Source organism: Kitasatospora sp. NPDC092948 (assembly GCF_044754805.1).
Classification (GTDB): Bacteria; Actinomycetota; Actinomycetes; order Streptomycetales; family Streptomycetaceae; genus Kitasatospora.
The window spans coordinates 150,236-176,770 of record NZ_JBIVPU010000003.1 but is presented as its reverse complement, the minus strand read 5'-3'; the positions used below and the strand labels follow the sequence as shown (position 1 = coordinate 176,770).

The 26,535-nt window shown below is 72.2% G+C and carries 25 protein-coding genes; 5 read left to right on the top strand and 20 right to left on the bottom strand.

The genetic code is table 11. From position 1 onward, the window contains the following. Positions 1–3: 3 nt before the first annotated feature. From nuoH to ACIQF6_RS10255, 15 genes are all read right to left on the bottom strand, one after another. A complete protein-coding gene (gene nuoH / locus ACIQF6_RS10325; protein WP_400892601.1) occupies positions 4–1,335 on the bottom strand; it encodes an NADH-quinone oxidoreductase subunit NuoH in 1,332 nt (443 codons plus the stop codon). Then, positions 1,332–3,776 carry an NADH-quinone oxidoreductase subunit G gene (locus ACIQF6_RS10320; RefSeq protein WP_400892598.1) on the bottom strand — a complete coding sequence of 815 codons (2,445 nt, stop codon included), beginning with the start codon at positions 3,774–3,776 and terminating at the stop codon, positions 1,332–1,334. Before ACIQF6_RS10320 ends, nuoH begins: the two co-directional genes overlap by 4 nt. Beyond that, positions 3,773–5,131: an NADH-quinone oxidoreductase subunit NuoF gene (gene nuoF / locus ACIQF6_RS10315; RefSeq protein WP_400892596.1), complete on the bottom strand. Its 1,359-nt coding sequence runs from the start codon at positions 5,129–5,131 to the stop codon at positions 3,773–3,775. The genes ACIQF6_RS10320 and nuoF overlap by 4 nt, the downstream gene beginning before the upstream one ends. After that, complete coding sequence (gene nuoE, locus ACIQF6_RS10310; protein WP_400892593.1) at positions 5,131–5,871, bottom strand: NADH-quinone oxidoreductase subunit NuoE; 741 nt, start codon at positions 5,869–5,871, stop codon at positions 5,131–5,133. The genes nuoF and nuoE overlap by 1 nt, the downstream gene beginning before the upstream one ends. Next, positions 5,868–7,196 carry an NADH-quinone oxidoreductase subunit D gene (locus tag ACIQF6_RS10305; protein ID WP_400892591.1) on the bottom strand — a complete coding sequence of 443 codons (1,329 nt, stop codon included), beginning with the start codon at positions 7,194–7,196 and terminating at the stop codon, positions 5,868–5,870. Before ACIQF6_RS10305 ends, nuoE begins: the two co-directional genes overlap by 4 nt. Next, positions 7,196–7,909, bottom strand: a complete 714-nt coding sequence (locus ACIQF6_RS10300) for an NADH-quinone oxidoreductase subunit C (RefSeq protein WP_400892589.1) — start codon at positions 7,907–7,909, stop codon at positions 7,196–7,198. Before ACIQF6_RS10300 ends, ACIQF6_RS10305 begins: the two co-directional genes overlap by 1 nt. After that, positions 7,906–8,460 (bottom strand): NuoB/complex I 20 kDa subunit family protein, encoded by a 555-nt coding sequence (locus ACIQF6_RS10295; RefSeq protein ID WP_400892587.1) that lies wholly within the window; start codon positions 8,458–8,460, stop codon positions 7,906–7,908. The genes ACIQF6_RS10300 and ACIQF6_RS10295 overlap by 4 nt, the downstream gene beginning before the upstream one ends. A 64-nt stretch (positions 8,461–8,524) precedes the next feature. After that, positions 8,525–8,884, bottom strand: a complete 360-nt coding sequence (locus ACIQF6_RS10290) for an NADH-quinone oxidoreductase subunit A (RefSeq protein ID WP_014137597.1) — start codon at positions 8,882–8,884, stop codon at positions 8,525–8,527. Between the two features lie 680 nt (positions 8,885–9,564). Next, complete coding sequence (locus tag ACIQF6_RS10285) at positions 9,565–10,845, bottom strand: geranylgeranyl reductase family protein (RefSeq protein ID WP_400892585.1); 1,281 nt, start codon at positions 10,843–10,845, stop codon at positions 9,565–9,567. A gap of 89 nt (positions 10,846–10,934) precedes the next feature. Continuing rightward, positions 10,935–11,630 (bottom strand): demethylmenaquinone methyltransferase, encoded by a 696-nt coding sequence (locus ACIQF6_RS10280; RefSeq protein ID WP_400892582.1) that lies wholly within the window; start codon positions 11,628–11,630, stop codon positions 10,935–10,937. 44 nt (positions 11,631–11,674) lie between these two features. Next, entirely contained in the window at positions 11,675–12,235 is a 561-nt protein-coding gene (locus tag ACIQF6_RS10275) for a hypothetical protein (protein ID WP_400892580.1), read from the bottom strand. Between the two features lie 309 nt (positions 12,236–12,544). After that, positions 12,545–13,138: a hypothetical protein gene (locus ACIQF6_RS10270; RefSeq protein ID WP_400892578.1), complete on the bottom strand. Its 594-nt coding sequence runs from the start codon at positions 13,136–13,138 to the stop codon at positions 12,545–12,547. A gap of 7 nt (positions 13,139–13,145) precedes the next feature. Then, positions 13,146–14,354 carry a cyclic dehypoxanthinyl futalosine synthase gene (mqnC, locus tag ACIQF6_RS10265; RefSeq protein WP_400892576.1) on the bottom strand — a complete coding sequence of 403 codons (1,209 nt, stop codon included), beginning with the start codon at positions 14,352–14,354 and terminating at the stop codon, positions 13,146–13,148. Between the two features lie 69 nt (positions 14,355–14,423). Further along, complete coding sequence (locus ACIQF6_RS10260; RefSeq protein ID WP_400892574.1) at positions 14,424–16,052, bottom strand: serine/threonine-protein kinase; 1,629 nt, start codon at positions 16,050–16,052, stop codon at positions 14,424–14,426. A gap of 89 nt (positions 16,053–16,141) precedes the next feature. Continuing rightward, positions 16,142–17,041 carry a menaquinone biosynthetic enzyme MqnA/MqnD family protein gene (locus tag ACIQF6_RS10255; protein WP_400892571.1) on the bottom strand — a complete coding sequence of 300 codons (900 nt, stop codon included), beginning with the start codon at positions 17,039–17,041 and terminating at the stop codon, positions 16,142–16,144. 376 nt (positions 17,042–17,417) lie between these two features. Between ACIQF6_RS10255 and ACIQF6_RS10250 the strand changes: the two genes are divergently transcribed. The 3 genes from ACIQF6_RS10250 (at position 17,418) to ACIQF6_RS10240 (ending at position 19,511) form a co-directional block, all read left to right on the top strand. After that, entirely contained in the window at positions 17,418–17,621 is a 204-nt protein-coding gene (locus ACIQF6_RS10250; RefSeq protein WP_043915662.1) for a cold-shock protein, read from the top strand. A gap of 307 nt (positions 17,622–17,928) precedes the next feature. Further along, positions 17,929–18,960, top strand: a complete 1,032-nt coding sequence (locus ACIQF6_RS10245) for a bile acid:sodium symporter family protein (RefSeq protein WP_400892567.1) — start codon at positions 17,929–17,931, stop codon at positions 18,958–18,960. Then, positions 18,957–19,511, top strand: a complete 555-nt coding sequence (locus tag ACIQF6_RS10240; protein ID WP_400892565.1) for a DUF1707 domain-containing protein — start codon at positions 18,957–18,959, stop codon at positions 19,509–19,511. Before ACIQF6_RS10245 ends, ACIQF6_RS10240 begins: the two co-directional genes overlap by 4 nt. A gap of 19 nt (positions 19,512–19,530) precedes the next feature. Here ACIQF6_RS10240 and ACIQF6_RS10235 read toward each other — a convergent pair whose 3' ends face one another. Together ACIQF6_RS10235 and ACIQF6_RS10230 are read right to left on the bottom strand one after the other, a co-directional pair. Then, the gene (locus ACIQF6_RS10235; protein ID WP_400892563.1) at positions 19,531–20,079 is read right to left on the bottom strand and encodes a Uma2 family endonuclease; all 549 of its coding nucleotides are present in this window, start codon (positions 20,077–20,079) and stop codon (positions 19,531–19,533) included. 122 nt (positions 20,080–20,201) lie between these two features. Beyond that, a complete protein-coding gene (locus tag ACIQF6_RS10230) occupies positions 20,202–21,518 on the bottom strand; it encodes a dicarboxylate/amino acid:cation symporter (protein ID WP_400892561.1) in 1,317 nt (438 codons plus the stop codon). Between the two features lie 425 nt (positions 21,519–21,943). Here ACIQF6_RS10230 and ACIQF6_RS10225 point away from each other — a divergent pair, with 425 nt between their 5' ends. Together ACIQF6_RS10225 and ACIQF6_RS10220 are read left to right on the top strand one after the other, a co-directional pair. Next, positions 21,944–23,134: an MFS transporter gene (locus ACIQF6_RS10225; protein WP_400892559.1), complete on the top strand. Its 1,191-nt coding sequence runs from the start codon at positions 21,944–21,946 to the stop codon at positions 23,132–23,134. 43 nt (positions 23,135–23,177) lie between these two features. After that, entirely contained in the window at positions 23,178–23,612 is a 435-nt protein-coding gene (locus ACIQF6_RS10220) for a GNAT family N-acetyltransferase (RefSeq protein WP_400892557.1), read from the top strand. A 4-nt stretch (positions 23,613–23,616) separates the two neighbouring features. Here ACIQF6_RS10220 and ACIQF6_RS10215 read toward each other — a convergent pair whose 3' ends face one another. From ACIQF6_RS10215 to ACIQF6_RS10205, 3 genes are all read right to left on the bottom strand, one after another. Continuing rightward, positions 23,617–24,627 (bottom strand): LacI family DNA-binding transcriptional regulator, encoded by a 1,011-nt coding sequence (locus ACIQF6_RS10215; protein ID WP_400892555.1) that lies wholly within the window; start codon positions 24,625–24,627, stop codon positions 23,617–23,619. A gap of 4 nt (positions 24,628–24,631) precedes the next feature. Beyond that, on the bottom strand, positions 24,632–24,961 hold the full coding sequence (locus ACIQF6_RS10210) for a DUF4229 domain-containing protein (RefSeq protein ID WP_400892552.1): 330 nt from the start codon (positions 24,959–24,961) through the stop codon (positions 24,632–24,634). 210 nt (positions 24,962–25,171) lie between these two features. Next, positions 25,172–26,509, bottom strand: a complete 1,338-nt coding sequence (locus tag ACIQF6_RS10205) for an MFS transporter (protein ID WP_400892550.1) — start codon at positions 26,507–26,509, stop codon at positions 25,172–25,174. Positions 26,510–26,535: the final 26 nt, after the last annotated feature.

Here is a 26,535-nt window from a genome sequence, read left to right as displayed (position 1 = left end):
GGCTCAGCTCCCTTCGGAATGGTCGGCCCCGTTGAGGGCGTCCTGGAGTTGCGGGGTCCGGCGACGGCGGCGCGGGACGGGCGGCAGTTGCTGACCGGGCAGCGGCGGCACCGGGTAGCCGCCGGCCATCGGGTCGAAGGCCGCAGGCGGCGCGGCGGCGGGCGGCTCCTCGGGCTTCTTCCGGACCACGTCCGCCACCAGCGCGATCAGCAGGACCGCCGCCAGCGGGGCGCCCACGTACAGCAGCACCTTGGTGAAGTCGTAGCCCTCGTTGCGCAGCGCCCGCACCGCGGACACCATCACCAGCCACACCAGGGAGACCGGGATGAGCACCTTCCAGCCGAGCTTCATGAACTGGTCGTAGCGCAGCCGGGGCAGCGTGCCGCGCAGCCAGATGAAGAAGAACAGCAGCAGCTGGATCTTCAGCACGATCCACAGCATCGGCCACCAGCCGTGGTTGGCGCCCGCCCAGAACGTGGAGATCGGCCACGGGGCCCGCCAGCCGCCGAGGAACAGCGTCGAGGCGACCGCCGAGACGGTGACCATGTTGACGTACTCGGCCAGCATGAACATCGCGAACTTCAGCGAGGAGTACTCGGTGTTGAAGCCGCCGACCAGCTCGCCCTCGGCCTCCGGGAGGTCGAACGGGGCGCGGTTGGTCTCGCCGACCATCGCGATGATGTAGACGATGAACGACACCGGCAGCAGCACCGCGAACCAGGTCGGCTGCTGCGAGGCGACGATCTCCGAGGTCGACATCGAGCCCGAGTAGATGAACACCGCCGCGAACGACAGGCCCATCGCGATCTCGTAGCTGATCATCTGGGCGGACGAGCGGATGCCGCCGAGCAGCGGGTACGTCGAGCCGGACGACCAGCCGGCCAGCACGATGCCGTAGATGCCCACCGAGGCGGTGGCCAGGATGTACAGCAGCGCGATCGGCAGGTCGGTGAGCTGCAGCGGAGTGCGGGTGCCGAAGATCGACACCTCGTTGCCGGCCGGGCCGAACGGGATCACCGCGAACGCCATGAACGCGGGGATCGCGGCGACGATCGGCGCCAGGACGTAGACCGCCTTGTCGGCGCCCTTGACCACCAGGTCTTCCTTCAGCGCCAGCTTCACGCCGTCGGCCAGCGACTGCAGCAGACCCCACGGGCCGTGCCGGTTCGGGCCGATCCGCAGCTGCATCCAGGCGACGACCTTGCGCTCCCAGACGATCGCGATCAGCACCGTCAGCACCAGGAACGCGAAGCAGAACACCGCCTTCAGCAGCACCAGCCACCACGGGTCACGGCCGAAGAAGCCCAGGGTGTCGTACGCAGCAGAGAGGTTCACTGTTCCTCCGCCGGGGCGATGGTGACCAGGTGGCCGAGCGTGGTGCCGAGCGTGCGGTGCACACCGCCGCCGGGCGTCGAGTTGAGCGGCAGCCAGACCGTGCGGTCCGGCATCGCCTCGGTGACCTCCAGCGGCAGGGTCAGCGACCCGGCCGGGCCGGTGATCCGCAGCAGCGCGCCGGTGGCGCCGATCTCGGCGGCGGTGGCGGCGGACAGCCGGGCCACCACCGGGTGCCGGGTGCCGGCCAGGTGCTCGTCGCCGTCCTGGAGGGAGCCGTTGTCGAGCAGCATCCGGTGCCCGGCCAGCACGGCCTGCCCGGTCACCGGGCGGGGCAGCGTGCCGGGGTGCGCGCCGGGCGCGGCCGGGCGGTCGCCCTGCCACGGGGCGAAACGGTCCAGCTCCAGCCGGGCCGCCCGGACGTCGGGCAGGCCGATCGGCCGGTCCAGCGCGTCCGCGACCATGGACAGCACCCGGACGTCCGAGTGCAGATGACGGCCCATCAGCTGATCGGGCTTGATCGCCGGTTCGAACATCCGGACCCGGCCCTCCCAGTCCAGGAAGGTGCCGGCCTTCTCGGCGACGGCGGCGACCGGCAGCACCACGTCGGCCAGCGCCGTCACCGCGGACGGGCGCAGCTCCAGCGAGACCACGAAGGCACGCTCCAGGGCCTGTTCGGCGAGCGCCGGGTCCGGCAGGTCGTCCACGCCGACGCCGCCGACCACCAGCGCGTCCAGCTCGCCCGCGACGGCGGCGGCCAGGATCTGCCCGGTGTCACGGCCGGCCCCGGCCGGCAGCGCGTCGACGCCCCAGTGCGCGGCCGCCTCGGCGCGCGCGGCCGGCACCTCGACGGCCCGGCCGCCGGGCAGCAGCCCGGGCAGCGCGCCGGCCTCGACCGCGCCGCGCTCACCGGCCCGCCGCGGCACCCAGGCGAGCTTCGCCCCGGTGGTCTGCGCCAGGCGCAGCGCGGCGGTCAGGCCGCCGACGGTCTGGGCGAGCCGCTCGCCGACCAGGATCACCGCGCCCGGGGAGCGCAGCGCGTCCGCGCAGCGGCCCGCGTCGTCGGCGAGCACCTCCTCGCCGCCCAGCGCGCCGAGCCACTCGGCCTCGGTGCCGGGGGCGGCGGGCAGCAGCGCGCCGTGCAGCTTGGCCAGGCCGCGGGAGGCGTGCGAGGCGATCGAGAACACCCGCAGCCCGGACGCCCGGTTGGCCTTGCGCAGCCGCAGGAAGACGATCGGCGCCTCCTCCTCGGCCTCCAGCCCCGCCAGCAGCACCGCCGGGGCGGCCTCCAGCTCGCGGTACGTCACACCGCCGCCGTCCAGGTCCACGCCCTGCCCGGCGACGGCGGCGGCCAGGAACTCCGCCTCCTCGCCGCTGTGCGGACGGGCCCGGAAGTCGACGTCGTTGGTGCCGAGCGCGAGCCGGGCGAACTTGCCCCAGCCGTAGGCGTCCTCGACGGTGACCCGGCCGCCGGCCAGCGCCGCGGCCCGCTTGCCGCGCAGTCCCTCGGCGACCGCCGCCAGCGCCTCCGGCCAGGACACGGCGACGAGTTCGCCGTCGCGCCGGACCATCGGCGAGGTGAACCGGTCACGCTGCTGCGCGTACCGGAACGCGAACCGGCCCTTGTCGCAGTTCCACTCCTCGTTGACCTCCGGCTCGTTGCCGGCCAGACGCCGCATCACCTTGCCGCGCCGGTGGTCGGTGCGCTGCCCGCAGCCCGCCGAGCAGTGCTCGCACACGGACGGCGAGGACACCAGGTCGAACGGGCGGGAGCGGAACCGGTAGGCGGCGGAGGTGAGCGCGCCGACCGGGCAGATCTGGATGGTGTTGCCGGAGAAGTACGAGTCCAGCGGCTGGTCCGCGCCGGTGCCGACCTGCTGGAGCGCGCCGCGCTCGACCAGGTCGATGAACGGGTCGCCGGCGATCTGCTGGGAGAACCGGGTGCAGCGCGCGCACAGCACGCACCGCTCGCGGTCCAGCAGCACCTGGGTGGAGAGCGGGATCGGCTTCTCGTACGTCCGCTTGACGCCCTCGAACCGGGACTCCGCGGCGCCGTTGGTCATCGCCTGGTTCTGCAGCGGGCATTCGCCGCCCTTGTCGCAGACCGGGCAGTCCAACGGGTGGTTGATCAGCAGCAGCTCCATCACGCCGCGCTGCGCCTTCTCGGCGACCGGCGAGGACACCTGGGTGCGCACCACCATGCCCTCGGCGACCGGGATGGTGCAGGAGGCGACCGGCTTGCGCTGTCCCTCGATCTCCACGATGCACTGGCGGCACGCCCCGGCGGGGTCGAGCAGCGGGTGGTCGCAGAAGCGCGGGACCTGGGTGCCGATCTGCTCGGCGGCGCGGATCACCAACGTGCCCTTGGGGACGCTGACTTCGACGCCGTCGATGGTGAGCGTGACCAGCTCGGTCTGGGTGGAGGAAGGTTCCGTGACCGTCACGCGTGCACCTCCCTCTCGGTGGCGGACTCGTGGACGGAGGCCCGGTCGGCCCAGACGGTGGAGGCCGCCGGGTCGAACGGACAGCGGTGTTCGTTGATGTGCTGCTCGTACTCGGCGCGGAAGTGCTGGAGCGAGGAGACGATCGGGCTGGCGGCGCCGTCGCCCAGCGCGCAGAAGGACTTGCCGTTGATGTTGTCGGCGATGTCCAGCAGCTTCTCCAGGTCCCCGGGCACGCCCTGGCCGGCCTCGATCCGCTTGAGCAACTGCACCAGCCAGTAGGTGCCTTCGCGGCAGGGGGTGCACTTGCCGCAGGACTCGTGGGCGTAGAACTCGGTCCACCGGGTGACGGCCCGCACCACGCAGGTGGTCTCGTCGAACACCTGGAGCGCCTTGGTGCCGAGCATCGAGCCGGCCGCGCCGACGCCCTCGTAGTCCAGCGGGACGTCGAGGTGCTGGTCGGTGAACATCGGGGTGGACGAGCCGCCCGGCGTCCAGAACTTGAGGCGGTGCCCGGACCGGACGCCGCCGGAGATGTCCAGCAGCTGACGGAGCGTGATGCCGAGCGGGGCCTCGTACTGGCCGGGGTTGGTGACGTGCCCGGACAGCGAGTACAGGGTGAAGCCGGGCGACTTCTCGGTGCCCAGCGACTTGAACCAGTCCTTGCCGCGGGCCAGGATCGGCGGCACCGAGGCGATCGACTCGACGTTGTTGACCACCGTCGGGCAGGCGTACAGGCCGGCGATCGCCGGGAACGGCGGGCGCAGCCGGGGCTGGCCGCGGCGGCCCTCCAGCGAGTCCAGCAGCGCGGTCTCCTCGCCGCAGATGTACGCGCCGGCGCCGGCGTGCACGGTGATGTCCAGGTCGATCCCGGAGCCGAGCACGTCCTTGCCGAGGTACCCGGCCTCGTACGCCTCGGCGACCGCGGCCTGAATGCGGCGCAGCACCGGGACGACCTCGCCGCGCAGGTAGATGAAGGCGTGCTCGCAGCGGATCGCGTAGGACGCGATCACCATGCCCTCGATCAGCGAGTGCGGGTTGGCGAACAGCAGCGGGATGTCCTTGCAGGTGCCCGGCTCGGACTCGTCGGCGTTGACCACCAGGTAGTGCGGCTTGCCGTCGCCCTGCGGGATGAACTGCCACTTCATGCCGGTGGGGAAGCCGGCGCCGCCGCGGCCGCGCAGTCCGGCGTCCTTGACCAGGGCGATGACCTCGTCCGGCTGCATCGCCAGGGCGGCCCGCAGGCCGTCGTAGCCGCCGTGCCGGCGGTAGGTTTCGAGGGTCCAGGGGCGGTGGTCGTCCCAGGACGCGGAGAGGACCGGGGAGAGCAGCTTCTCGGCCGGCTCGGCGGAGGTCATCACGCTTCCGTCCCTTCTTGCCGGGGGGAGACCACCTTGGTGCCCGGGGCGCCGGGCAGCGGCTCGCCCTTGGCGAGGCGCAGGCCGGCCAGCGAGGGGGTGCCGCCGGCCCCGGACTCGTCGACCGCGCCCTCGCGCTCGTCGGCGAAGCCGGCCAGGATCCGGGAGGTCTCCTTGAACGAGCAGAGCTTCGCGCCGCGGGTCGGCCGGACCTCTTCGCCGGCCCGTAGCCGGTCCACCAACTCCCGTGCGGATTCCGGGGTCTGGTTGTCGAAGAACTCCCAGTTCACCATCACCACGGGCGCGTAGTCGCAGGCCGCGTTGCACTCGATCCGCTCGATCGAGATCGCGCCGTCCTCGGTGGTCCGGTTGTTCTCGATCTCCAGGTGCTGCTTCAGCTCGTCGAAGATCTGGTCGCCGCCGAGCACCGCGCACAGCGTGTTGGTGCACACCCCGACGTGGTACTCGCCGGCCGGGCGGCGCCGGTACATGGTGTAGAAGGTGGCGACCGCGGTGACCTCGGCGGTGGTGAGGTCCAACTGCTCGGCGCAGAACCGGATTCCGGTGGAGGAGACGAAGCCCTCCTCGGCCTGCACCAGGTGCAGCAGCGGCAGCAGCGCGGAGCGGGACTGCGGGTAGCGGGCGATCAGTTCGGCGGCGTCGGCGGCGAGTCGCCGCTCCACCTCCGGCGGGTAGGGCTTGGCCGGCAGTGCCGGTAGGCCGAGTTCTGTGCTGCTCACCGGTCCACGCCTCCCATCACCGGGTCGATCCCGGCCACTGCCACGATCACGTCGGCGACCTGGCCGCCCTCGCACATCGCCGCCATCGTCTGCAGGTTGGTGAACGACGGGTCGCGGAAGTGCACCCGGTAGGGCCGGGTGCCGCCGTCGCTGACCACGTGCACGCCGAGCTCGCCCTTGGGCGACTCGACGGCCGCGTACGCCTGGCCGACCGGCACCTTGAAGCCCTCGGTGACCAGCTTGAAGTGGTGGATCAGGGCCTCCATCGAGGTGCCCATGATCTTCCGGATGTGGTCCAGCGAGTTGCCCATGCCGTCGGGGCCGACGGCGAGTTGGGCGGGCCAGGCGATCTTCCGGTCGGCCACCATCACCGGTCCGGGCTTCAGCCGGTCCAGGCACTGCTCGACGATCCGCAGCGACTGCTTCATCTCCTCCAGGCGGATCACGAACCGTCCGTAGGAGTCGCAGCTGTCGGCCGTGGCGACGTCGAACTCGTAGTTCTCGTACCCGCAGTACGGGTCGGTCTTGCGCAGGTCGTGCGGCAGCCCGGTGGAGCGCAGGATCGGACCGGTGGCGCCGAGCGCCAGGCAGCCGGGCAGGTCGAGGAAGCCGACGTCGACCAGGCGGGCCTTGAACACCGGGTTGTCGGTGGCGAGTTTGTCGTACTCGTGCATCCGGGAGCGGAGCAGCTTGACGCCCTCGCGGATCTTGTCGACGGCGCCGGGCGGCAGGTCCTGGGCCAGGCCGCCGGGGCGGACGTAGGCGTGGTTCATCCGCAGGCCGGTGACCAGTTCGAAGATGTCCAGGACGACCTCGCGGTCGCGGAAGCCGTAGATCATCAGGGTGGTGGAGCCGATCTCCATGCCGCCGGTGGCGAGGGCCACCAGGTGCGAGGAGATCCGATTCAGCTCCATCATCAGCACCCGGATCACGGACGCCCGTTCGGGGATGTCGGCGGTGATCCCGAGGAGCTTCTCCACGGCCAGGCAGTAGGCGGTCTCGTTGTACAGCGGAGTGAGGTAGTCCATCCGCGTCACGAACGTGGTGCCCTGCACCCAGTTGCGGAACTCCATGTTCTTCTCGATGCCGGTGTGCAGGTAGCCGATGCCGCAGCGGGCCTCGGTGACCGTCTCGCCGTCGATCTCCAGGATCAGCCGCAGCACGCCGTGGGTGGACGGGTGCTGCGGGCCCATGTTGACGATGATCCGCTCGTCGTCGGCGCCCGCGACGGCCTCGGCGACCTCGCCCCAGTCGCCACCGGTGACGGTGAACACCCGTCCTTCGGTGGTCTCCCTGGAGCCCGCTTCATAGTGTGTGCTGCTCATCAGGTGTACGACCTCCGCTGGTCGGGCGCCGGGATCTGGGCGCCCTTGTACTCGACGGGGATGCCGCCGAGCGGGTAGTCCTTGCGCTGCGGGTGCCCCAGCCAGTCGTCCGGCATCATGATCCGGGTGAGCGCCGGGTGGCCCTCGAAGACCAGCCCGAAGAAGTCGTAGGTCTCCCGCTCGTGCCAGTCGTTGGTCGGGTAGACGCTCACCACCGACGGGATCCGCGGGTCCGCGTCGGGCGCGGTCACCTCGATCCGGATCAGCCGGCCGTGGGTGATCGACCGCAGGTGGTACACCGCGTGCAACTCCCGGCCGGCCTCGGCCGGGTAGTGCACGCCGCTGACGCCCAGGCACAGTTCGAACCGCAGCGCCGGGTCGTCGCGCAGGATCCGCACCGCCTTCAGCAGGTGCGCGCGGGAGACGTGGAAGGTCAGCTCGCCGCGGTCCACCACGGTCTTCTCGATCACCGTGTCGACGTCGAGGCCCTGCTCCTCCAGCGCGCCCTCGAACTCGTCGGCCACCTCGTCGAACCAGCCTCCGTACGGGCGCTCGCTCGGGCCGGGCAGCACGATCGGGGCGTTCAGCCCGCCGAAGCCGGAGGTGTCGCCGGTGCCGTGGGCGCCGAACATGCCCTGCCGGGTGCCGACCACCTCCACCGGGATCTCCTGCCGGCCGGCCGGGAGTCGAGGCTCGTTCTCGTGCTCGCTCATCGCAGCAGCCCCCGCATCTCGCTGGTCGGGGTGGCCGCGAGCGCCACGCGCTCGGCCTCCTCCTCGGCCCGGCGGCGGTTCACGCCGAGCTTCTCGTGCTGGATCTTGTCGTGCAGCTTGAGGATCGCGTCCAGCAGCATCTCCGGGCGGGGCGGGCAGCCCGGCAGGTAGATGTCCACCGGGACGATGTGGTCGACGCCCTGAACGATCGCGTAGTTGTTGAACATGCCGCCGGAGGAGGCGCAGACGCCCATCGAGATGACCCACTTGGGGTTCGGCATCTGGTCGTACACCTGCCGCAGCACCGGCGCCATCTTCTGGCTGACCCGGCCGGCCACGATCATCAGGTCGGCCTGCCGCGGCGAACCGCGGAACACCTCCATGCCGAACCGGGCCAGGTCGTAGCGGCCCGCGCCGGTGGTCATCATCTCGATCGCGCAGCAGGCGAGCCCGAAGGTGGCCGGGAAGACCGAAGCCTTCCGCACCCAACCCGCGGCGGCCTCCACGCTGGTGAGCAGAAAGCCGCTCGGCAGCTTCTCCTCGATACCCATCAGTTCCCTCTCAATGCCTTCGAGTCCGGTGGCTTGTCCGCCCGTTCACAAACGGGGTCGGGGGTCAGTCCCACTCCAGGCCGCCGCGGCGCCAGACGTAGGCGTAGGCGACGAACACGGTGGCGATGAACAGGAGCATCTCGACCAGCCCGAAGATCCCCAGGGCGTCGAAACTGACCGCCCACGGGTAGAGGAAGACGATCTCGATGTCGAAGACGATGAACAGCATCGCCGTCAGGTAGTACTTGATCGGGAACCGACCGCCGCCCACGGGCTGCGGGGTCGGCTCGATGCCGCACTCGTACGCCTCCAACTTGGCCCGGTTGTAGCGCTTCGGGCCGGTGAGCGAGGCCATCACGACGGAGCCGACCGCGAACGCCGCGGCGATGGCACCGAGTACGAGGATCGGCGCGTAGGCATTCATAGCCCCCGCTCCCTCCGTCCAGTCGTCCTTGACTGCAGATCGGAACCACCAGGTCACCAGCGGTGAACCGATGATCCACTTCGTGAGATCCGGCTCCATGTGAGGCAGTTCACAAAGCCAGGTTGGAGCGCATCCTATGCCTGTCCGCTTGTGATCTGCGACACGCAGTTCCCGACGATCTTTGTGACCTTCGCCACCCGACGAAGCGGTACGAAGCGCCTCAGGGCACCACTGTTCGACCCAGAGCAGGCGCTTGGCCACATACAGTCGCAACCCGCCGCGAAACGACCGCCGTTCGGCCACGGCCTATATCAATTCTGCTGCGGATCAAGCAAATTTCGGAGAGATCGGGTTTACGTGATAGAGCACCTCACCCGGCCGGTGGACCCCGGTCGGCACCCGCTTGACCCTTCGTTCACAAGCTCTCAAGAACGCCCGCCCGACGCCGCCCCCACGCGGTCCCGGCCGGCACCGCCCGCTGCGAGGGGCGACGGCCCGGCGAACGGCGCCACCACCACGCACACCAGGGTGACGAACGCCCCCAGCGCTCCGGGGAGTCCGCGGAAAGCCCGTGCGCCGTCGGACGGGCCGGAGACCGCCGCACACCGTCGCGCACGCAAACGGCGGCGGGCAGGCGTTTCCGCCTGCCCGCCGCCGTTGTTCCGGCCGCCTTCCCGGGGTCAGGCCCGGGGCGCGACCTTCGCGAGGCCGTTGATGATCCGGTCCGCGGCGTCGCCGCCGGTCGGGTCGGTGAGGTTGGCCAGGAGCTTGAGGACGAACTTCATCAGGACCGGGTGGGTGAGGCCGCGCTCGGCGGCGATTCGCATCACGCGGTCGTTGCCGATCATCTTCACGAACGCCCGGCCGAGCGTGTAGTAGCCGCCGTAGGTGTCCTTGAGGATCTGCGGGTAGCGGGCCAGCGCCCGCTCCCGGCCCTCCGGGGTGATCCGGGCCATCGCCTGGACGATGACGCCCGCGGCGAGTTGGCCGGATTCCATCGCATAGGCGATGCCCTCGCCGTTGAACGGGTTGACCATGCCGCCGGCGTCGCCGACCAGCAGCAGGCCCCGGGTGTAGTGCGGCTGCCGGTTGAAGGCCATCGGCAGAGCGGCGCCACGGATCGGCTCGGTCATGTTCTCCGGCGTGTAGCCCCACTCCTCGGGCATGCCGGCGCACCAGCTCTTCAGCACCTCGCGCCAGTTCAGGTCGCCGAACGCCGGCGAGGAGTTGAGGATGCCGAGGCCCACGTTGGAGGTGCCGTCGCCCATGCCGAAGATCCAGCCGTAGCCGGGCAGCAGCTTCTTCTGCCCGCCGCGGGTGTCCCACAGCTCCAGCCACGACTCCAGGTAGTCGTCGTCGTGCCGGGGCGAGGTGAAGTACGTCCGGTAGGCGACGCCCATCGGCCGGGACTCGATCCGGTGCAGGCCCATGGCCAGCGACAGCCGGGTGGAGTTGCCGTCCGCGGCGACCACCAGCGGGGCGTGGAAGGCGACTTCGCGCTTCTCCGGGCCGAGCTTGGCGGTGACGCCGGTGATCCGGCCGGTGCGGTCCTGGATCGGGCCGCTGACGTTGCAGTTCTCGTACAGCCGGGCGCCGGCCTTCTGCGCCTGACGGGCCAGCAGCTCGTCGAAGTCGGCGCGCTTGCGCACCAGTCCGTAGTCGGGGAAGGACGCCAACTCCGGCCAGTCCAGCTCCAGCCGGACACCGCCGCCGATGATCCGCAGGCCCTTGTTGGGCAGCCAGCCATTCTCGGCGGACACGTCGATGCCCATGTCCACCAGCTGCTTGACGGCGCGCGGCGTCAGACCGTCGCCGCACACCTTCTCGCGCGGGAACTCGGTCTTCTCCAGCAGCAGCACGTCCAGGCCCGCCTGGGCCAGCCAGTACGCGGTGGTGGAGCCGGCCGGACCGGCGCCGACCACGATGACGTCGGCGGTGGACTCCACGGCGGTCTCGGTCATTCGGCTCTCTCCTGAGCGCGTCGGGGTCACGGATGGTCGGTCCGGACCCTCCGTCAACGGAAATGCACGGAGCGCCGAACCCCCGCAGTCTACGGGGCCTTGAAGCCGCGGTGGAGGGCCACGATCCCGCCGGTCAGGTTGCGCCACGCCACCTTCGTCCAGCCGGACTCCTGCAACTCCGCGGCCAGCGCGGGCTGGTCGGGCCAGGACCGGATCGACTCCGCGAGGTAGACGTACGCCTCCGGGTTCGACGACACCTTGGTGGCCACCGGCGGCAGCGCCCGCATCAGGTACTCGGTGTACACCGTCCGGAACGGCGTCCAGGTCGGCGTGGAGAACTCGCAGATCACCAACTTGCCGCCGGGCTTGGTGACCCGGAGCATCTCGCGCATCGCCGCCCGGTGGTCCTGCACGTTGCGCAGCGCGAAGGAGATCGTCACCGCGTCGAACGACTCGTCCGCGAACGGCAGCCGGGTCGCGTCGCCCGCGGTCAGCGCCAGCTCGGGGTGGCGGTTCTTGCCCTCGCTCAGCATCCCGATCGAGAAGTCGCACGGAACCACGTCCGCGCCGGCCTCCAGGAACGGCAGCGAGGAGGTGCCGGTGCCCGCGCCGAGGTCCAGGATGCGCTGGCCCGCGACGGCGTCCACCGCTTCGGCCACCGCGCGGCGCCACAACCGGGCCTGGCCCAGCGAGAGCACGTCGTTGGTGCGGTCGTACTTGGCCGCGACGTCGTCGAACATGGCGGCGACATCGTGCGGCTGCTTGTCCAGATGGGCTCGGGTCACGCCCCCATTCTTAACCCAGCCCCGCCGCCGACCGTCACCAGGGCTCACCGCAGCGCGCGGCGGCCCCCCTTGCGGCGGCGGCGCGACCGCTTGCCGTGGGTCAGCGCGGGCATCCCCTCGGCCGCGAACGCCACCGTGAACCCGCCCGTCCCGGCCCGCCCGTCCGCCTGCTTGAGCCGCCGGATCCGGTACAGGCACAGCAGGCACAGCAGCGCCGCCAGCGGAACCGAGGTCTGCGCCAGCCCGACCCCCACCGGCTGCGGATACCGCTTCCCGCACACCCGCACCGCGCCCGCATCGTCCGCCGCGTGCTCCAGGCAGATCGGGTCGCCGAGCCTCGCGCCCTCCGGCAGCCACAGATCCGCGGCGGTCAGCTTCCGCCCGTCCGCGAGATACGTCACCTGGCTGTACGTCCCGCTGCCGCCCGGCAGCTGGGTCACCGTGCCCTCGATCCGCACCGGATGCGCACTGATCCGGTCCGCCTGATCGGCCTGCCGCCACCCCAGCAGGCACATCGTGACGGCCACCACCGCGCTCAGCACCGCCCCCACGTACCACCCCTGACCGGGCCTGGTCCGCGGACGATCGGAGGTGGCGGGTCGCATGCGTCCTGTTCCTGGCTCGGCGAAGTGCTGCCCCGGGATCGTAGCCGCTGGTGGGCCGTCAGGTCACGGGGAGTCAGAACACTTGACCCTAAGGAGAGAGGCCACCAGGGGCTCGGGGGTGCGCATCCAGGGGCTCGGGGAACGGCGAGGCCATGTCTGCGGAGGGCCAACAGGGCGCAAGGCGTTCCGCCGTTTCCGGTCCCCGTCCTGAGGCCCGCCGCAGCCATGACCGACCGCTGTCTCCGACCGCCGGCAACACGGCCCCGCCGCTCCCCGGGCCCCTGAATGTTCCCTGCCGCTGAATGTTCCCTACCGCCTGCGGAAGACGAGCCGTCCGCCCAGGACCGTCGCCAAGCAGTTCGCGCCCGACGCCACGTCCTGAAGGGTCCGCGCGTCGAAGACCGCGAAGTCCGCCGCCCCGCCCACCGTCAGTGGCCGGTGCACCGCGGCCGCGAGCGTGGCACCGTCCAGTGGGTCGAGGGAGCCCGGGGCCTCGTCGCCCGGCAGTGGGTGCAGGCCGGAGCGGGCCACGGCCGTGCGGACGGAGGGGCGGTCGAACGGGCCCGTCACGGCCGTCGCGCCGAACCCGAGCATCCGTTGGAGTCCGCGGCGCGCACTGCCGCCCCGCCGTTCGTCCGTCAGCTCCTCGGAAGGCAGCAGCGGCCGATCGCCCAACTCCTCGCGCGGGTCCGGATGGTAAGCGTTTTCCAGCAGCCACCGCCCGTGCCGGTTGACCAGCCCGGGCACCAGCACGCCGTCCCACTCGCGGACTCGCGCCCCGGCCGGCTCGGCGAACGTCCCGATCGCGGCCACCGTCGCCCCGTCGACCAGCACCGCCCCGTCCACGATCGACGGGGCGGCGGGGTCGGCCAGGACCAGACGGGCCCGGTGCAGTGTCAGCACGGGAAGGTCAGTTCGTGGCCAGGATGGTCAGCTCGGGGTGCGCGGTGCCGCCCTCGATCGCGGTGGAGGCGATGTGCGAGGCGACCCGCGGGTCGACCGGGTCGTTGGCCGGGTCGTCGAGGACCCGCAGGTGCTCGTACGTGGTGGAGCGCTGCGCGGGGACGCGGCCCGCCGTGCGGATCAGGTGGATCAGCTCGTGCAGGTTGGAGCGGTGCTTGGCGCCGGCCGCGGAGACCACGTTCTCCTCCAGCATGACCGAGCCGAGGTCGTCCGCGCCGTAGTGCAGCGACAGCTGGCCGGCCTCCTTGCCGGTGGTCAGCCAGGAGCCCTGGATGTGGGCGACGTTGTCGAGGAACAGGCGAGCGATGGCGATCATCCGCAGGTACTCGAACACCGTGGCCTGGGTCGAGCCCTTCAGGTGGTTGTTCTGCGGCTGGTAGGTGTAGGGGATGAAGGCGCGGAAGCCGCCGGTGCGGTCCTGCACGTCGCGGATCATCCGCAGGTGCTCGATCCGCTCGGCGTTGGTCTCGCCGGTGCCCATCAGCATGGTCGAGGTGGACTCGACGCCCAGGCGGTGCGCGGCCTCCATGATCTCCAGCCAGCGCTCGCCGGACTCCTTCAGCGGGGCGATCGCCTTGCGCGGCCGCTCCGGCAGCAGCTCGGCGCCGGCGCCCGCGAACGAGTCCAGGCCGGCGGCGTGGATCCGGGTGATCGCCTCCTCGATGGAGACGCCGGAGATCTTCGCCATGTGCTCGACCTCGGAGGCGCCCAGCGAGTGGATCACCAGCTCGGGGAAGCGCTCCTTGATCGCGGAGAAGTTCTTCTCGTAGTACTCGACGCCGTACTCGGGGTGGTGCCCGCCCTGGAACATGATCTGGGTGCCGCCCAGTTCGACGGTCTCCGCGCAGCGGCGCAGCACCTCGTCGAGCTCCCGCGACCAGCCCTTGTCGCTCTTCGGCGGGACGTAGAACGCGCAGAACTTGCACGCCGTCACACAGACGTTGGTGTAGTTGATGTTCCGTTCGATGATGTACGTGGCGATGTGCTCCACGCCCGCGTACCGCCGGCGGCGCACCGCGTCGGCGGCCGCGCCGAGCGCGTGCAGCGGCGCCGAACGGTACAGCTCCAGCGCCTCTTCGGCGGTGATCCGGCCGCCCTCGGCCGCGCGGTCCAGAACGGCCTGCAGCTGGGCGGCGGAAAGGTTCTGCTCGGACACCTGGCGGGCCTGCTTTCATCGTCGGAGGGGCGTCCCGCTCAGCCTACGCCAGCGCTTTTCCGGTCCTGATCAGCCCTGCTGCTGCTTCAGCAAGTCCCCTTCCGGGTCGGTGCCGAGCTGCGCCCCGGTGACCGACACGTGCAGGCCCGCGCCGCTGTCCAGCACGGTGTACGCCTGCGTCTCCGACACCTCGCTGCACCCGGCCTGCGGACCGTCCAGCCGTTCCCGCAGGGTGATCGTCCTGGCGTCGACCGACACCAGGGTCAGCACGCCGCGGCAGACGGTGCTGGTGAACGCGGAGGCGTTGCTGGTCCGTCCGACGTCCTCGCCGACCTTCCCGGCGGTGAAGGTGGCCGTGAAGGTGGACGGCAGTGCGACCACCTTGGTGGTGATGGTGCCCTTCCAGGTGCCGAGGAACGAACTGGGAAGCGCTTTCCCGTCGCCCGCCGGACCGGAACTGCCGCCGGACGGGCTGCCACTGGACGGACTGCCGCCGGACGGACTGCCGCTGGACGGACTGCCGCCGGCCGCGCCCGCCGGAGGAACCGGCGCGGGAGACCGGGTGGCGGAGTCCCCCGCGTCCGGCGTCCCGGACTGCCAGGGCAGGTTCCCGGTCGCGGCCAGCCCGCCGTACAGCGCGCCCAGCAGCAGCACCCCGGCCACCACCGCCGTCCGCACCCGGCTCCGGCGCCGGTGTTCCAGCTGTTCCGTCACCGCGCCCGGGGCGACCGGCGCCGCTCCGCCGTCCAGCGCGGTGGGTGTCCGGTCCACCACGGCGGGCATCGCGGGGCCGGGGGCGCCGTCGGCCTCCAGGTCGAGCAGTTCGACGGCGGCGCGGCCGACGGCGGCGGCCAGCGGGCCGGGCAGCCAGGTCTCGGGGCCGACGGCGGCGGCGCCGGGAGCGAGCCGGGCGCGCAGTTCGGCGGGGGTGGGCCGGCGGGCCGGGTCCTTGGCCAGGCAGTCCGTCACCGTCCCGCGCAGGTCGCCGTCGAGGCCGCGCAGGTCCGGCTCCTCGTGGAGGACCCGGTAGAGCAGGACGGCGGCGCTGACGCCCTCGCCGAACGGGGCGGCGCCGGTGGCGGCGAAGGCCAGCAGGGCGCCCAGCGAGAAGACGTCGCCGGCCGGTCCGACCGGCGAACCGGCGGCCTGCTCGGGCGACATGAACCCGGGCGAGCCGACCACGTACCCGCTGTGGGTGAGCGAGGCGGCGGCGTCCAGCGCCCGGGCCACCCCGAAGTCGATCAGCCGGGGGCCGTCCAGGGTGAGCAGCACGTTGGACGGTTTGACGTCGCGGTGCACCAGGCCCAGTGCGTGCACCTGTTCCAGGGCTTCGGCCAGCCGGGCGCCGAGGGCATGCACGGAGGCGGTCGGCAGCGGGCCGCCGGTGTGCACGGCGGCGCCGAGCGAGGGTCCGGCGATGTAGCCGGTGGCGACCCAGGGGCGGGAGCCTTCGGTGTCGGCGTCCAGGACGGGCGCGGTCCACCGGCCGCCGACCCGCCGGGCGGCGGACACCTCCTGGCGGAACCGGGCCCGGAACTCCGGGTCGTCGGCGAGTTCGGGGCGGACCGCCTTGACGGCGACGGTCCGTCCGCCCGCCGTCCGGCCCAGGTAGACCCGTCCCATGCCGCCGGCCCCGAGCCGCCGCAGCAGCCGGTACTCGCCGATCGTCGACGGGTCGTCAGCCGTCAGCCGCTCCATGACCGTTCCCTCTCCGGCACGGGCCGTCGGACCTTGGTGTCCGACAATCGGTCCGATCATCCCAAAAGGCTCGGACCGGCGCGCAACCCTCAGGCCGGTACGGCCGGTTCCGCCACGGCCGGTTCCAGCAGCCGGATCGCCACGTCCGACGCGAAGCCGCTGTCGCGCGCGACCCGGCGGGCGAACTCGGCCAGTCCCGCCAACTGGCGCTCGCCCAGCGAGAAGTCCAGCGCCTCGCTGAAGTACCGCTCCAGCAGCGGCGCGTCGAACGCCTCCCAGCGGGCGGCCTGTTCGGCCACCTTGGCGGCCTCGGCCAGCGACAGGTCGCGGGACTCCAGGAACGCCCGGTGCACGGCGGCGGTCAGCTCCGGCTGCTGCTCGACGTACTCGCGGCGGGCGGCCCAGACCGCGAACACGAAGGGCAGGCCGGTCCACTCCTTCCACATCGCGCCGAGGTCGTGCACGGCCAGCCCCTGCCGGGGGGCCTGCTCCAGCGAGGCGCGCAGCGCGGGGTCGCCGATCAGTACGGCGGCGTCGGCGTCGGCGAGCATCGCGTCCAGGTCGGGCGGGCAGCTGAAGTACTCGGGGCGCACCCCTTCGCGCTCCTCCAGCAGCAGCCGGGCCAGCCGGACGGAGGTGCGGCTGGTCGAGCCGAGTGCGACCCGGCGGCCGTCCAGCCGGTTCAGCGGGAGCTTGCTGACGATCACGCAGGACATCACCGGACCGTCGCTGCCCACCGCGATGTCGGGGAGGACCATCAGCCGGTCGGCGTTGCGCAGGTACTCCACGCAGGTGATCGGGCCGATGTCGAGGTCGCCGGCCACCAGCCGGTCGCTCAGCTTCTCCGGGGTGTCCTTGGTGAGGTCGAGGTCGAGCAGGTTCCCCGTGCGCGCCAGCCCCCAGTAGAGGGGGAGACAGTTGAGGAACTGAATGTGTCCGACCCGCGGCCTGACCGCCGCCGCCGGCCGTTCGGCTTCCCGACTGCTCACCGTGTACTCCCTTGCCGTTGGTGCTCTCCCGGCAGGGTATGCCCGCCGCTCCGAGGGGCCCGCATCCGGTGCCCGACACACCGTTCGGGGGCCCTCCGACACGCTCTCCGACACCGTCCTCGGCCCCTGGTCGGGGCCGCCACCGCGTGCTACCGTTCACACCAGTTGCAGTTTGATTCCCCTTGCAGTACTTGGAGCCTGCGGAGCGTGTAACCGCAGGCTTTTTGTAATTTTTCAGCAGTATCAGGCATCAATTGAGCATTGATTGAGCACTGTGCGAAAAACTCCGGACTCGTCCGGAGGCAGGGCGATCAGCGCAGCGGACCCGGGCGCCACAAGGTGTGGTGTCCACAACGTCCCTTGCAAGGAGAACGGTATGGCGACCGGAACCGTCAAGTGGTTCAACGCCGAGAAGGGCTTCGGCTTCATCGCCCAGGAGGGCGGCGGCCCCGACGTCTTCGTCCACTACTCCGCCATCAACGCGACCGGCTTCCGCTCGCTGGAGGAGAACCAGGCGGTCAGCTTCGACGTCACCCAGGGCCCGAAGGGCCCGCAGGCCGAGAACGTCGTCGCTATCTGACATCTCTGCACTTCTGATCGCTCACGGCCCCTCGGGTCCGTAATGAGTAGCAGTTCCAAGGAGGCCCGCCCACCGGCGGGCCTCCTGCCTTTTCCCGTGCGCATTTCCCGACCCCCGACTTCCCACTCGCATTCCGGGTGCAATTCGGGAAAAAGCGCCCGCCCCACCGCCGGCCCGCCCCACTGCGGGCCCGCCCCACCGCTGGCCCCACCGCCGACCTGCCCCACCGCCGGCCCCACTGCCGACCCCGCCGCCGCGGCCCGACCCCGCCCGTCGTGCCGCCGATCGCCCGGGGGATCATCGGGGTATGTCCCGCCTCCGGTCCGCCCGTGCCACCCTCGACCGCACGCTGCACCGGATCGGCATCGACAGCTACCTCCTGCTGCTGCTCGGCACCGTCCTGCTGGCCACCGTGCTGCCCGCCCGGGGCGCCGCCGCGAGCGCCGTCACCGGCGGCGTGCACCTCGCCGTCGGCCTGCTGTTCTTCCTGTACGGCGCCCGGCTCTCCCCGCAGGAGGCGCTGGCCGGCGCCCGGCACTGGCGGCTGCACCTGCTGATCCTGGGCTGCACCTTCGTCCTGTTCCCGCTGCTCGGCGAGGCCACCCGGCTGCTGCCCGACGCGGTGCTGCCGCCGGAGCTGCTCACCGGCGTGCTGTTCCTCACCCTGCTGCCGTCCACCGTGCAGTCCTCGATCGCGTTCACCTCGATCGCCGGCGGCAACGTCGCCGCCGCGATCTGCGCCGCGACCTTCTCCAGCCTGCTGGGCATCGTGCTGACCCCGCTGCTCGCCGCCTGGCTGCTCGCCGGCGCTTCCGGGGTCACGGTGGACAGCAGCCAGGTGCTGGACGTGGTGCTGCAACTGCTGGCGCCGTTCGCCGCCGGGCAGCTGCTGCGCCGCTGGGTCGGCCCGTGGATCGCCCGGCACCGGCTGGTGACGCAGCTGGTGGACCGCGGCTCGATCCTGCTGATCGTCTACAGCGCGTTCGGCGAGGGCGTCCGCGAAGGCATCTGGGGCCGGGTCACGGTCGGCCGGCTGCTGGTGCTGGTGGCGCTGTCGGCCGTGCTGCTGGCCGCCGTCCTCGGCTTCACCCACGTGGCCGCCCGGCGGCTCGGCTTCAGCCGCCCGGACCGGATCACCATCCAGTTCTGCGGCTCCAAGAAGTCCCTGGCCAACGGCCTGCCGCTGGCCGCCATCCTGTTCCCGGCCGGCGCGGTCGGGCTGGCGGTGCTGCCGCTGATGCTGTTCCACCAGATCCAGCTGATGGTCTGCACGGTGCTCGCCCGGCGCTGGGCACGGGAGATTCCTGACGCCCGGTCAGCGGCTACGCTGCACGGGTGACTTCACTGCCGGACAACCCGCAGACCCGGGTCGGCGCGGCCGAGCGCGACGCCGCCGCCGAACGCCTTCAGCAGGCCTACGCCGAGGAACGGCTCACCGGCGAGGAGATGGAGCAGCGCCTCCAGCAGGCGCTCACCGCCACCACCCGGGCCGAGCTCGACCTGGTCACCGCGGACCTGCCCGCCGACCCGCGCGGCGCCGCCGACACCACCGCCACCCTGGCCACCGGCGGCGGGCGGATCGTCCGGCGCGGCGCCTGGCGGGTGCCCCGCACCCTGAAGGTCGCCTCCCCGTTCGGCAAGGTCCGGCTCGACCTGTCGCACGCGGTCTTCGACCACCCGGTGGTCGACATCGAACTCGGCCTGGGCTTCGGCCGCGCCACCATCACCGTCCCGCACAACGCCACCGTCGACGTGGACGGCGTCCAGGGCGGCTGGAAGGAAGTCCGCTACCGCCCCCCGCGCCACGCCGCCCCGGGCGGGCCGCACATCCGGATCACCGGCACCTCCGGCTTCGGCCGCCTGCGGATCCGCCACGCCCGCCGCCGCTGAGCACCGGCGGGCGGCGGCCTCAGAACTCCGAGGTGTCCACCCGCACGCCGAACGGCTCCGGCAGCTCGACCGGCTCCCCGAACGGCAGCGGCCCCACCGACCTGGCGTACCCGAGCGGCCCGGGCTGCGAGAACAGCGTGCACGTTCCGCCCCGGCGGTCGATCAGCAGGTAGAGCGGGGCCCCGTACTCGGCGTACCGGCGGGGCTTCACCACCCGGTCGATGTCGCCGCTGGCCTCCGACGTCACCTCGACCACCAGCAGGGTCTGCTCCGGGAGCAGCGCATCGCCGTCCTTGGCCAGCGCGGCGGGCACCACCGCGACATCGGGGATGAACCAGTTGCTGGAGCCGGGAAGGTCGAGATCGCCCGCCCCCATCAGGCAGCCGAGCGCATGGACCCGGTCGTTCAGCTGGCGGCGCACCCGCCCGGCGATCGCCTCCTGGCCCCACCCCTGCGTCATCGGCTCGACGACGCCTTCGACGATCTGGACGCGCTCCCGGGCGTGGTGCTGGATCGCATGCTTCAGCGCCAACTCCGGATCGGCCGAGTGGTACGGCAGCGCACTCATCGCCCCCTCCCTTCGTCGGCCTCACGCTACTGACCGGCCCGCCGCGCCCCAAGCACTCTCACCCCAACGAGCGACGGCCCGCACCCCCGGGAAGGGGTGCGGGCCGTCGGGGTGAGCGGCCGTCAGACGGTGGCCGGCACGGCGGCCGGGCGGTCCTCGGCGAGCAGGTCGCCGGTGGGGTGGTTGTAGGCGACCAGGTCGAGGGTCTTCTCGCGGGCCGAGACCAGGATCGGGACGACGACCTGACCGGCCACGTTGGTGGCGGTGCGCATCATGTCGAGGATCGGGTCGATGGCCAGCAGCAGGCCGACGCCCTCCAGCGGGAGGCCCAGGGTGGAGAGGGTCAGGGTGAGCATCACGATCGCGCCGGTGAGGCCGGCGGTGGCGGCGGAGCCGATCACCGAGACGAAGGCGATCAGCAGGTAGTCCTTGATGCCGAGGTCGATGCCGTACACCTGGGCGACGAAGATCGCGGCGAGCGACGGGTAGATCGCGGCGCAGCCGTCCATCTTGGTGGTCGCGCCGAACGGCGCGGCGAACGCGGCGTACTCGGACGGGACGCCGAGGCGCTCGGTGACGCGGCGGGTGACCGGCAGGGTGCCGACCGAGGAGCGGGAGACGAAGGCCAGCTGGATCGCGGGCCAGGCGCCCTTGAAGAAGTTCAGCGGGTTCAGGCCGGCGACGAAGCGCAGCAGCAGCGAGTAGACGCCGAACATGACGATCGCGCAGCCGACGTAGACGTCGATGGTCAGGGTGGTGAAGGGCTTGAGCAGGTCCCAGCCGTAGAGCGCGACGGCCTTGCCGATCAGGCCGACGGTGCCGAGCGGGGCGAGCCGGATGACCCACCACAGGGCGGTCTGGACGAGTTCGAGGATCGCCTCGGAGAGCTTGCGGACCGGCTCGGCCTTGTCGCCGAGCTTGAGCAGGGCCGCGCCGACGACCACGCCGAGGAAGACGATCTGGAGGACGTTCACCTTCAGGAAGGCGTCGGCGATGTTGGTCGGGATGATGCCGGTCAGGAAGTCGATCCAGCTGCCGCCCTTCTCCACGCCCTTGGCGCCGGCGGTGGAGATGTTCGCGCCCTTGCCGGGGTCGGTGAGCAGGCCGAGGCCGAGGCCGACGGCGACCGCGATCAGCGAGGTGGCGAGGAACCAGAACAGCGTGCGGGCGGCCAGCCGGGCGGCGTTGGTGACGTTCCGCAGGTTGGCGACCGAGACGATGATCGCGGTGAAGACCAGCGGCGGGACGGCCAGCTTGAGCAGCTGGACGAAGGTCTTGCCGACGGTGTCGAGGGTGGTCTTCAGCCAGGAGACGTCGCCGGACCGGGCGATCCAGCCGAGCAGCAGGCCGAGGACGAGGCCGCCGACGATCTGGACCCAGAACGGGGTGCGTCGGATGCGTCCCAGCAGCGTGGGCGCGGGTTCGGGCGCGGTGGACATGGGTGTGCGACTCCGGGAGAGGCAGGGGTGGGTGGGGTGCGGAGGCGGCGGCACGCGAGACGCGGGGCCGGGTGGGGAGACCCGGGCCGACAGCGGAGCTGTCAGGGCGTCAGGAGGGGCGTGCCGCCCGCATACAGCCGCCGGAGCGACAGCGGCACGGGCCGTCCACGGCACCGGGCAGACGCGGGCAGCGGGACATGAGCGAGGGGCTCATTCCTGCCTGGCGCGCGGCGTCTGCGGTGGTCATGTCCGGAAGATTAGCAGCAAACCTTTGAGATCTTCAAAGTAGTTGTTTGAGGTCGTTCCCGAACGATCCTTTACTGACGGATCATCAGCTCGAACGGCCCACACCGTCCAGCTTTGACGCCCATCCGGTTATACGTATAACTTGAGTACTCGTCGAGTACTCCGCCGGAAGGACGCCCATGGGCTACGCCGCTCTGCTCCGCGCCCCGCACGTCACCCGGCTGCTGGTCGGCACACTGATCGGACGACTGCCCGCCGGCATGACCGCCCTGGTGATCGCCCTCGCCCTGCGCGAGGCCGGCACCCCGTACAGCCGGATCGGCCTGGCCACCGCCGCGTACGCGATCGCCGCCGCCGTCGGCGGGCCCGTCCTCGGCCGGATCGTCGACCTCACCGGCCAGCCCCGCGTCCTGCTCGCCTCCGCCACCCTGGCCGGCGGCGGCTACGCGCTGCTCGCGCTCGCCCCGGGCTCCCCCGTCGCCGCCCCGCTCGGCGCCGCGATCGCCGGCCTGTGCATGCCGCCGCTCGAACCCTGCCTGCGCTCACTGTGGCCGGACGTCGTCGAGGAGAAGCAGCTCGACACCGCGTACGCCTTCGACTCCGCCTCCCAGCAGGTGCTGTACGTCGCCGGGCCGCTCGCCGTCGCCGGGATCGCCGCCGCCTTCTCGCCGTCCACAGCCCTGTGGACAGCCGCCGCGCTCGGCCTGATCGGCTCGCTGGTGGTCGCCACCACCGCCCCCGCCCGGCAGTGGCAGGCCCCGCCGCGCGGCGAGTCCGCCGGACTGCTCGGCCCGCTGCGCTCCCCCGGACTGGTCCTGCTGCTGATCGCCCTGAGCGGTGCGGGCTGGACGGTCGGCGCACAGGCCGTGCTGTTCATCGCCTACGCCGAACGCCACCCGGGCGGCCTGCCCGGCGGCGGCGGCGCGCTGCTGGCGCTGGCCGCGCTGGCCGGCCTGCTCGGCGCGCTCGCCTACGGCGCGGCCCCCTGGAAGGCCGACACCACCACCCGCACCTGGGTGCTCGCCCTCGTCATGGCGGCCGGCTCGCTGCCGCTGCTGCTCCTGCCCGGCCCGCCGGCGACGGCCGCGCTCGCGTTCGTCTCCGGCCTGGGCCTGGCCCCGCTGCTGGCCGCCGCGTTCGTGCTGGTCGCCGAACTCGCGCCCACCGGCACCGTCACCGAGGCGTTCGCCTGGCTGGTCACCCTGTTCGCCACCGGCAACGCGGCCGGCACCGCGACCGCCGGCCTGCTGGTCGACACCTCGCTGCAGGCCGTCGCGCTGTGCTCGGTCGGCGGCATCGCCCTCGGCGGCCTGCTGCTCTTCGCCGCCCGCGGCCGGCTGCGCCCCGCCCGGGTCGCACTCGCCGCCTGAAACCGCTCGCCCTCGCCGCCCGCGGCCTGCTTGGATGCGCCGCATGACGAGCATCCAGCTGCCCGCGGGCTACACGGTCTCCACCGATCCGGCACTCCTCGACCGGGAGTCGGTGCACCGCTGGCTCTCCGAGGACACCTACTGGGCCCTCGGCCGGGCCCGCGAGAAGCAGGACCTGGCGATCGACCACTCCCTCAACTTCGGCCTGTACGAGGAGACTTCCGGCACCCAGGTGGGCTACGCCCGGGTGGTCACCGACCTCGCCACGTTCGCCTGGCTGTGCGACGTGTACATCGCCCCGCCGGCCCGCGGCCGCGGCCTGGGCACCGCGCTGACCGCCGCCGTCCGCGACGAACTGGCCGCCCGCGGGCTGCGCCGCCTGATGCTGGCCACCCGGGACGCGCACGGGGTGTACGCCAAGGTCGGGTTCAATCCGCTCGCCCTGCCGGAGAAGTGGATGATCCTCGGCGAGCAGTAGCCGCTCAGGCCTGGGCGGTGGACCGCCGGACCACCAGCGAGGTCGCCAACGGGGCGGCCGGCGGCGGCAGTTCACCGCCCAGCAGGGCCACCAGGGCGGCCAGACCGGTGCGGCCGAGCTGCTCGCCGGGCAGGTCGACGGTGGTCAGCGGCGGGCTGAGCAGCTCCGCCACCGGGATGTTGTCCATGCCGACCACCGACAGGTCGCCCGGAATCCGCAGCCCCAGCTCGTTCGCCGCCTGGTACAGCCCGGACGCCACCACGTCGTCGTCGCACACCACCGCCCGCGGCCGGTCCGGCCCCGCCAGCAGCTCACGGGCCGCCCGCGCCGCCTCCCGGTTGCCCTCGTTCAGGCTGACCGCCCGCTCCTGCACGTCCAACTCCGCGGCCGCCGCCGCGAACGCCGCCTGCCGGACCCGGAACGTGTACGCCGAGTGCACCGAGCGCAGGTAGCCGATCCGCCGGTGGCCGAGCGCCGCCAAGTGGTCGACGGCCGCCCGCATGCCCGCGGTCAGGTCCAGTTCGACGGTGGGGCGGCCGGGGTTGGCCGCCGGGTCGGCGTCCAGGAACACCGCCGCGGTGTCGGCGGGCAGCCCGCCGAGCTGCTGGTCGTCCGGGGAGCAGATCAGCAGGCCGTCGAAGCGGCCCGCGGCGGCGGCCTCGGCGAGCGTCGCCGCGTCCCAGCCGCTGGAGACCACCACCGCGAGGCCGTGCCGGGCCGCCTCCTCGTGCACCCCGGTCAGCACCCGGCCGAAGAACGGCCCGAGCAGGTTCGGCACCGCCAGCAGCACCATGCCGCTGCGGCCCAGTCGCAGCTGCCGCCCGGCCGCCTGCGGGCGGTAGCCCAACTCGCGGGCGGCGTCGTGGATCCGCTCCCGGGTGGCGTCCGAGACCCGGTGCCCGGCGCTGCCGGAGAACACCAGCGAGACGGTCGCCTGCGACACACCCGCCAGCCGGGCCACGTCCCGCCCGGTCGGCCGCCGCCGCGCCCCCTCGCCGGACCCGGAGTCCGACACGCCGTCAGCCGACCTGGGCCTGCCGGGCGGCGGCGGCGCGGGCCGCGTCGTCCGCCTCGTCCTCGGCGGCGTCCCGGACGGCGGAGCGGGCCTTGCGGGTCTCGATCCGCTCGGCGATCTGCGCCGACATCTCGTCGCGCTGCTTGCTCAGCACCACGTAGCTGATCGCCGCGGACGCCACCATCGCCAGCGCGAACACCAGGATCAGGCCGAGGTCGCCGACCACCGGGATCACCTTGAAGTGGGCCAGCAGCAGCGCAACCAACAGACAGGCCAGGAAAATGCTCGCCCGCAGCGAGGTGTAGCGGAGCGTCGCGTTGATCTTGCTGCTCACCGGGGATCGTCCTTCACTGCCGGGTCGCGCCACAGAGCACGAGGGGGTAATGGCCCTCCCAGTGAAGCACGACCTCACACCGACGAGGCCCACCAGGGGCTCACCACCAGGGGCTCGGGGAACGGCGAGGCCATGTCTGCGGAGGAGCAACAGGGCGCGAAAAGGTCCGTAGGTTTCGGGTCCCCTTCTCCGACCCTCCGCAGACTCGACCTACCGCTGTCCTCGACCACCGGCAACAGGACCTCGCCGTTCCCCGAGCCCCTGGCGGCGACCCCTCCGAAGAAGCACGCAGCACCCCACCGCCACCGCGCACAGCGCCCCCGCCGCGTACCACGTCGCGTCGTAGTCGCCGAACCTGTCGCGGGCCACGCCTGCCAGCCCGGCGACCGCCGCCGCGCCGATCTGGTGCGCCGCCAGCACCCACCCGAAGACGATCGGCGCGTCCGCCCCGAAGTGGCGGCGGCACAGGGCGACGGTCGGCGGGACGGTGGCGACCCAGTCCAGGCCGTAGAAGATCACGAAGGCGAGGATCGGCGGCCGCAGGCTGTTCCCGAACAGCGAGGGCAGCAGGAGCAGCGAGACGCCGCGCAGGGCGTAGTAGGTGATGAGCAGCCGGGTGGAGTCGAAGCGGTCGGTGAACCAGCCGCTGGCGATGGTGCCGGCCACGTCGAAGACGCCGACCAGGGCGAGCAGCGAGGCGGCGGTGGTGACGGGCATGCCGTGGTCGTGGGCGGCGGGGACGAAGTGGGTGCCGACCAGTCCGGCGGTGGTCGCGCCGCAGATCGCGAAGGACGCGGCGAGCAGCCAGAACGCCCGGCTGCGGGTGGCGTCCCGCAGCACCCGCAGCGAGCGGGCGATCGCCGAGCCCTCGACCACCGGCGGCGCGGGGGCCTCGGTGGCGCCGTAGGGCAGCAGGCCGAGGTCGGCGGGGCGTTCGCGCATCAGGATCAGCACGGGGACGGCGACGGCGGTGGCGGCGAGCGAGACGACCACCACCGCGGTGCGCCAGCCGTGGTTCTCGACCAGCGCGGCGAGCAGCGGCATGAAGATCAGGTTCCCGGCGGCGCCGGCCGCGGTGAGCACGCCGGTGACCAGCCCCTGCCGGGCCTGGAACCACCGTCCGGAGACGGTGGTGGCGAACGCGCCGGCCATCGAGCCGCTGCCGAGTCCGACCAGGACGCCCCAGCAGAGGATCAGCTGCCAGGCGGCGGTCATCAGGACGGTGAGCCCGGCGCCGACGGAGATGGTGAGCAGTGCGCAGACCACCACCAGGCGGACGCCGAAGCGGTCCATCAGGGCGGCGGCGAACGGGGCGGTGAGGCCGTACAGGGTGAGGTTGACGGAGACGGCGCTGGAGACGGTGGCGTGCGACCAGCCGAACTCCTGGTGCAGGGCGTCCATCATCAGGCCGGGTGCGGAGCGGAATCCGGCCGAGCCGACCAGCACGACCAGCGAGACGGCGGCGACGATCCAGCCGTAGTGCAGGCGCGGGGCGGGTCGGGGCGGGGCCGGGTCGGCGACGGGCGTGGTGGTGGTGGCTTCGTTCACCCGCCGAGTCTGCGGTTCCGGGCCCC

Coding starts and splice junctions, on each gene's coding strand:
- nuoF (WP_400892596.1), bottom strand. CDS start 5,131: ATGACCTCCGCCGAGCCGGCCGAGAAGCTGCTCTCCCCGGTCCTCTCC.
- ACIQF6_RS10305 (WP_400892591.1), bottom strand. CDS start 7,196: ATGAGCAGCACACACTATGAAGCGGGCTCCAGGGAGACCACCGAAGGA.
- ACIQF6_RS10300 (WP_400892589.1), bottom strand. CDS start 7,909: ATGAGCGAGCACGAGAACGAGCCTCGACTCCCGGCCGGCCGGCAGGAG.
- ACIQF6_RS10295 (WP_400892587.1), bottom strand. CDS start 8,460: ATGGGTATCGAGGAGAAGCTGCCGAGCGGCTTTCTGCTCACCAGCGTG.
- ACIQF6_RS10290 (WP_014137597.1), bottom strand. CDS start 8,884: ATGAATGCCTACGCGCCGATCCTCGTACTCGGTGCCATCGCCGCGGCG.
- ACIQF6_RS10285 (WP_400892585.1), bottom strand. CDS start 10,845: ATGACCGAGACCGCCGTGGAGTCCACCGCCGACGTCATCGTGGTCGGC.
- ACIQF6_RS10275 (WP_400892580.1), bottom strand. CDS start 12,235: ATGCGACCCGCCACCTCCGATCGTCCGCGGACCAGGCCCGGTCAGGGG.
- ACIQF6_RS10260 (WP_400892574.1), bottom strand. CDS start 16,052: ATGGAGCGGCTGACGGCTGACGACCCGTCGACGATCGGCGAGTACCGG.
- ACIQF6_RS10250 (WP_043915662.1), top strand. CDS start 17,418: ATGGCGACCGGAACCGTCAAGTGGTTCAACGCCGAGAAGGGCTTCGGC.
- ACIQF6_RS10245 (WP_400892567.1), top strand. CDS start 17,929: ATGTCCCGCCTCCGGTCCGCCCGTGCCACCCTCGACCGCACGCTGCAC.
- ACIQF6_RS10235 (WP_400892563.1), bottom strand. CDS start 20,079: ATGAGTGCGCTGCCGTACCACTCGGCCGATCCGGAGTTGGCGCTGAAG.
- ACIQF6_RS10230 (WP_400892561.1), bottom strand. CDS start 21,518: ATGTCCACCGCGCCCGAACCCGCGCCCACGCTGCTGGGACGCATCCGA.
- ACIQF6_RS10225 (WP_400892559.1), top strand. CDS start 21,944: ATGGGCTACGCCGCTCTGCTCCGCGCCCCGCACGTCACCCGGCTGCTG.
- ACIQF6_RS10220 (WP_400892557.1), top strand. CDS start 23,178: ATGACGAGCATCCAGCTGCCCGCGGGCTACACGGTCTCCACCGATCCG.